Here is a 5,538-nt window from a genome sequence, read left to right as displayed (position 1 = left end):
CAACAAGGTACTTTTACCAGAACCAGAACGGCCAACAATCGCAATTAACTCGCCTTTTTCGACAGTTAACGACACTTGTTTTAATACGTGGGTATCAAGATGTCCTTCTTGGTAAACTTTTTCGAGATTTTTGCAAACTAATAAAGAATTATTCATATCGTAATGCCTCGGCAGGTTTTACATTTGCAGCTCTAAATGCAGGGTAAAGTGTTGCGAGTAGACTTAATGCAATCGCACCGAAAATAATTGATGCGATCTGCGACCAATCAAATAAAACAGGTAATAAGCGGGCTCCACCCGATGCTTGCGCTAACAGGTTGAGTCCAATTAATGACATAAACTCATTAAGATTGGCTGCTAAAGTAACGCCCATAATACCGCCAGAAATTGCACCCAATACACCAGTCCAAGCGCCTTGGATAACAAATATTTGCACAATAGTAGGTCTATTCATGCCCAATGTTTTCATGATCGCGACGTCTGTTTCTTTCTCCGTCACTAACATGACTAACGATGACAAGATGTTAAATACTGCCACAGTAATAATTAAGAACAACAATAACCCTATCATGTTCTTTTCCATTTTCACGGCTTGGAATAATTCACCACGGGTTGTTTGCCAGTCCAACGAATCAAAGTTACTGAAGAAATTTCGACTCGCTAGTTCATTAACCGCAAACGGATCATGTACAAAAACGCGATGTTGCATTGGACTTGACGGTGATAAGCGCACCAATTTACCCGCATCAGTGATATTCACTAATACCTGGGTGGCTTCGACATCAGAACCGACAGAATAAATCCCCACCACAGTAAATTTACGTTGGCTCGGCACTCGACCCATCGGGGTGAAAATACTGCCTTTAGTCGAAATAAGTCTGATTTTATCGCCGAGTTTAACATTCAATGATTTTGCCATGCTGCGGCCAATTATGATGTTGTACTTACCTGGTTGCAGTAATGAGATATCACCGATAAGCATATTCTGACGAATAACGTCCCATTGCGGATAGGACGATGGATCTATTCCCTGCAACTGCGCGCCTTGGATCTGACTTTTACTTTGTACCATGGCATCAGCTTGTAAAAACGGTGTAACCGCGGCAACTAAGGGATCGTCAGCTAAAGCTGATAAACTTTCATCGATATTATCTGAGCCTGATTTAGGTGTCACGATGACATGCGGCACAGCACCGAGAATACGCGTTTTCAAATCTTGCTCAAAACCGTTCATTACCGATAAAACAGTGATCAAGGCTAATACCCCGATAGTGATGCCAGCGGTCGAGAATAAGGTAATAAATGAAACAAATCGATTGTTGCGCTTCGAGCGAGTGTAGCGCAATCCGATAAATAAACTTAGAGGGTAATACATAAATAGAGTAAGAAGTCCTTGCTAAAAACTGGTATTCATTCTAGAGACATGACCACTAATGAGCAAGTAAAATCATGCCTTGTCTTCAACTTGTGACCGATTAGTTATTCTGGTTTAAAACAGAGCCTTAAAAGTCTATTACCATAAAGTAAACAAGATAAATATAAATTAATATGGCACAATAACAGGTTAGCAATCTAGAAAGGATGACTGCAATGACTCAACAATATTTTTCTATTAAGCACAGTTTATCTGTCAATATTGAACCAGTTTCTATTGATCAAGTCCCAACATCTAGATTGGCACTCGAAAACGAAATGCCAATCCCATTTAAAATGGCCAATGATGTTGCTGAAATTGATAGCAATGCCCTGCGCTCTATTCGCAATATCGGTGAACAAGCTGACGCGCTTGCTGATTTCTTACAGATGCAAAACAACAAAATAAACTTGATCATGGGTTACGTATTAGCACAACAAGATCACCCAGAGTCTCGCTTTGACACCTCAGTATTTGGTGCCGGAGAGGTCAAATTTTTAGCGCATGGTGATTTATCCTTAGACCAAGCGGTGCGCATTAAGATATTTTTACCGAACGACTCTTCAGCTATTTATTGCTACGGCATCATCTCTGCACGTGAAGTACAAGAAACAGACCCGACACTCATTGAATACACAGCGTCGTATACACGTATCCGTGATATCGACCGCGAAATATTGATCCGCGCAACATTACGTATTCAACAGTTACAGCTTAAACAACGTGCCGAGCTACGCCAACAAAATGATCTGCAAAATGATCAACAACACAATCCTCAATAATTACGATTAGATTACTGACCACTATGAAATCAACAGCTATTCTTTCTTTACCGTTACCAAAAAAACAAGGCGACAAGATCGCCTATGGTAACCTTGTAGGCAGTAGCCTCGCATTCACACTTGCAGAGCTATGTGCACAAACCAAATTTCCTATCCTTGCGGTTGTTGCAGACACCCCAAGTGCATTAAAGCTTGAGCAAGAAGTACGGCATTTTTTAGCCGACGACAAACCGCTAATTACATTCCCTGATTGGGAAACGCTGCCGTATGATAACTTCTCGCCACATCAAGATATTATCTCGCAACGTATTCATGCTTTGCACCGCTTCCAACAAACCACCAGCGGGTTGATTATTGTATCGGTAAATACCTTGATGCAACGTATCGCGCCAGTCAGCTTTTTAGCCCAGCATAGCTTGATCGTCAAAACAGGCGATAAAATTGACATGCACGCGATGCGCAAGCGGTTAGAAACCAGTGGTTACCATGCCGTTGACCAAGTACTAGAACACGGTGAATTTTCTGCACGCGGTTCTATTCTTGATCTGTATCCGATGGGCAGTTCATCGCCGTTTCGAATTGACTTTTTTGATGATGAAGTAGAAGAAATTCGTGGATTTAATACCGAGACACAACGCTCGGAAGAGATCCTTGATGAAATTAACTTATTACCCGCTCACGAATTCCCAACGGATGCTAAAGCGATAGAGTTATTCCGTCAGCAGTTTAGAGCATTGTTCACACCATCGCGTGAAGCTGAATCCATTTATCAGCAAGTCAGCAAAGGCTTCTTACCTACAGGTATTGAATACTATCACCCGTTATTCTTAACTGAAACTGCCACGTTATTTGATTATTTACCTAAACAACTGACTATTGCGCAAGTCGGTGAGTTACATCAAGCATCCGAAGTGTTCTTCCAAGACGTTGAACAACGCTACGAAGATCGCCGCCATGATATTCAACGTCCATTACTGACACCAAATTCACTTTATTTACCTGTTTCAGAACTATTCCAAGCACTTGGCCAGTACAGTAAAGTAACCTTAAGCAGTGAGTTGCTGAATGAAAAAGCAGGTAATACCAACCTAAGCTTTAGCAAGTTACCTGAAATAGCCATTAACCATCAGAAAAAAGCACCGTTAGCACCCTTGCTAGAATTTATCGAAGGGTTTAACGGTAAAATAATCTTCAGTGTTGAATCTGAAGGGCGCCGTGAAACACTGTTAGAGCTACTTGCAAAAACCAAGTTAAAGCCTAAAGCAATGACCAGTATCGCCAAGTTTATGAAAGCTAAACCTGTGATCGGTATTTGGGTTAGTCAGTGTGAACACAGCTTTATTATTGACGATCTAAATGTGGCGATAATTTGTGAGAACGAATTGCTTGGGCACAAGATCATCCAGCGTCGCCGCACCGATAAAAAAGTACAAGCAAATAACGATGCGCTAGTCAGAAACCTTACAGAATTAAGTATCGGTCAACCGGTTGTACATATTGAACACGGTGTCGGCCGTTATCTTGGTCTCCAGATCATTGCTAATGCAGGCATGGAAACTGAGTTTTTAACGTTAGAATACGCCAATGCGGCAAAGCTCTATGTTCCCGTCTCAGCACTGCACCTTATCAGTCGTTATAGCGGTGCAGGCGAAACATCGGCACCACTGCATAAACTCGGCAGTGATAGCTGGGTAAAATCGAAAAACAAAGCAATGGAGCGTGTTCGAGACGTTGCTGCAGAATTACTAGATATCTACGCACAGCGTGCGGCTAAAAGCGGTTTTCAATATAAATGCGATAAAGAATCCTACGCCGCCTTTGCCGATGGTTTCCCGTTTGAAGAAACAGACGATCAGAAAACTGCAATTCAAGATGTCATGGACGATATGCGTCAAAACAAAACCATGGATCGTCTGATTTGTGGTGATGTAGGCTTTGGTAAAACAGAAGTAGCAATGCGCGCCGCGTTCATGGCCATGATGAACGACAAACAAGTCGCCGTGTTGGTACCGACCACCTTACTTGCTCAGCAGCATTTCGAAAACTTCAAAGATCGTTTTGCTAACTGGCCGGTACGTGTTGAAGTGATCTCTCGCTTTAAAACAGCGAAAGAGCAGAAGTTGATTTTAGCTGACGTCAAAAACGGCAAAGTTGATTTACTCATCGGCACACATAAATTGCTCAGTAACAAGATTGAATATGCTGATCTCGGTTTATTGGTCATCGATGAAGAACATCGCTTTGGGGTGCGCCAAAAAGAAAAAGTAAAAGCGTTGCGTGCGGACATTGATATTTTAACCTTAACAGCAACACCCATTCCAAGAACATTGAACATGGCAATGAATGGCATGCGTGATTTATCTATCATCGCAACACCACCCGCGAAGCGTTTAGCGGTGAAAACATTTGTTCGCCAATACGACGAAAATATCGTAAAAGAAGCGATCATGCGTGAGATCATGCGTGGTGGCCAAGTTTACTTCTTGCATAACAATGTCGACTCAATAGACAAAACCGTAGAAGCACTCGCAGAACTGATACCGGAGGCGCGCATTGTTGCAGCCCACGGACAAATGGCAGAGCGTGAATTAGAATCGGTTATGGCTGATTTCTATCATCAGCGCTTCAATGTATTAGTCTGTACTACTATTATTGAAACCGGTATCGATATTCCAAGCGCGAACACCATCATTATGGATCGCGCAGATAATCTCGGTTTAGCACAACTTCATCAATTACGTGGTCGTGTTGGTCGTTCTCATCACCAAGCCTACGCATACCTGCTAACACCACATCCGAAGCGTATCTCCAGCGACGCGAAAAAACGTCTTGAAGCAATTGCATCACTAGAAGTCCTCGGGGCAGGTTTCACCTTGGCAACGCACGATCTTGAGATCCGTGGTGCCGGCGAACTATTAGGTGATGAACAAAGTGGTCAAATAACCTCTGTTGGTTTCGCGCTGTATATGGACATGCTCGACCAGGCAGTGAAAAGCATCAAACAAGGAAAATCAGTTTCGCTTGAAGAAGCCCTTAAAAATCAAACCGAAATTGAACTGCGTGTGCCCGCGTTATTGCCAGATGATTACATTCATGACGTTAATATACGTTTATCACTGTATAAACGTATCGCAAGTTGTCAAAGTGAAGAGCAGTTACGTGAGGTGCAAGTTGAACTCATTGACCGTTTTGGTTTATTGCCCGACAATGCTAAAAACTTGATCCGTCAAACCGAGTTAAAATTGCAAGCAGCGCCTTTAGGTATTAAACGACTTGAAATAGGCCCCGCTGGTGGCTATATTAGCTTTGGTGATGATAATCAGGTTGATGTAGGTTATCTTA

General features: G+C 42.4%; 4 protein-coding genes. 2 read left to right on the top strand and 2 right to left on the bottom strand.

What is annotated here, in order from left to right; all coding sequences use genetic code 11:
• Positions 1-156, bottom strand: a 156-nt coding sequence (locus PE36_RS23170; protein WP_006034550.1) for an ATP-binding cassette domain-containing protein, incomplete at its 3' end; no start/stop codon positions are given.
• Positions 149-1,375 carry a lipoprotein-releasing ABC transporter permease subunit gene (locus tag PE36_RS23165; RefSeq protein WP_006034549.1) on the bottom strand — a complete coding sequence of 409 codons (1,227 nt, stop codon included), beginning with the start codon at positions 1,373-1,375 and terminating at the stop codon, positions 149-151. The genes PE36_RS23170 and PE36_RS23165, both read right to left, overlap by 8 nt.
• A gap of 215 nt (positions 1,376-1,590) precedes the next feature.
• Between PE36_RS23165 and PE36_RS23160 the strand changes: the two genes are divergently transcribed.
• Both PE36_RS23160 and mfd read left to right on the top strand, forming a co-directional pair.
• Positions 1,591-2,196, top strand: coding sequence for a hypothetical protein (locus PE36_RS23160; protein ID WP_043995013.1), 606 nt, complete (start codon positions 1,591-1,593; stop codon positions 2,194-2,196).
• A gap of 23 nt (positions 2,197-2,219) precedes the next feature.
• Positions 2,220-5,538 (top strand): transcription-repair coupling factor (gene mfd / locus PE36_RS23155; protein WP_006034547.1); only part of this gene is annotated, 3,319 nt, incomplete at its 3' end.

It is taken from the genome of Moritella sp. PE36 (genome assembly GCF_000170855.1).
GTDB lineage: Bacteria > Pseudomonadota > Gammaproteobacteria > Enterobacterales > Moritellaceae > Moritella.
The sequence above is the reverse complement of the archived record's forward strand: the minus strand, read 5'-3'. Positions and strand labels throughout refer to the sequence as shown.

Excerpts from the sequence above, each read along its gene's own strand:
- PE36_RS23165 (WP_006034549.1), bottom strand. The coding sequence starts at position 1,375 with ATGTATTACCCTCTAAGTTTATTTATCGGATTGCGCTACACTCGCTCG.
- PE36_RS23160 (WP_043995013.1), top strand. The coding sequence starts at position 1,591 with ATGACTCAACAATATTTTTCTATTAAGCACAGTTTATCTGTCAATATT.